Source organism: Peribacillus sp. SIMBA_075 (genome assembly GCF_046534585.1).
On record NZ_JAWRYN010000398.1, the window covers coordinates 1 to 288 of the forward strand.

Annotated in this window: 1 pseudogene; it reads left to right on the forward strand. The window is 38.9% G+C overall.

Going from position 1 to position 288, the window contains the following annotated elements:
• A pseudogene (locus SB775_RS28750) lies at positions 1-143 on the forward strand (N-acetylmuramoyl-L-alanine amidase); the annotation flags it as partial.
• Positions 144-288: the final 145 nt, after the last annotated feature.

Sequence of the window (288 nt, forward strand, 5' to 3'; positions counted from 1 at the left end):
TTGTTGGTTCTGTAGATGAGGGATTAGGATTCACGATTGATGCGAAAGTAACTGTCAATGGATCGTCGCAATACAAAGTGCACAATAGTAAAGGTAAAACATACTATGTAACTGCAAACGAAGCCTATGTGTATGTGAAGTAATATGAACAAAAGACCGCCTATTACGGGGGGTCCATTTTTACTAATTATTTTTTAATGCCTGTTTTATCGTTCTAACTGTTTGTTCCCGCCATCCCAACGGTGTTACTTCTAACCCATCCACATATATTCCATCTGCAGAATACCG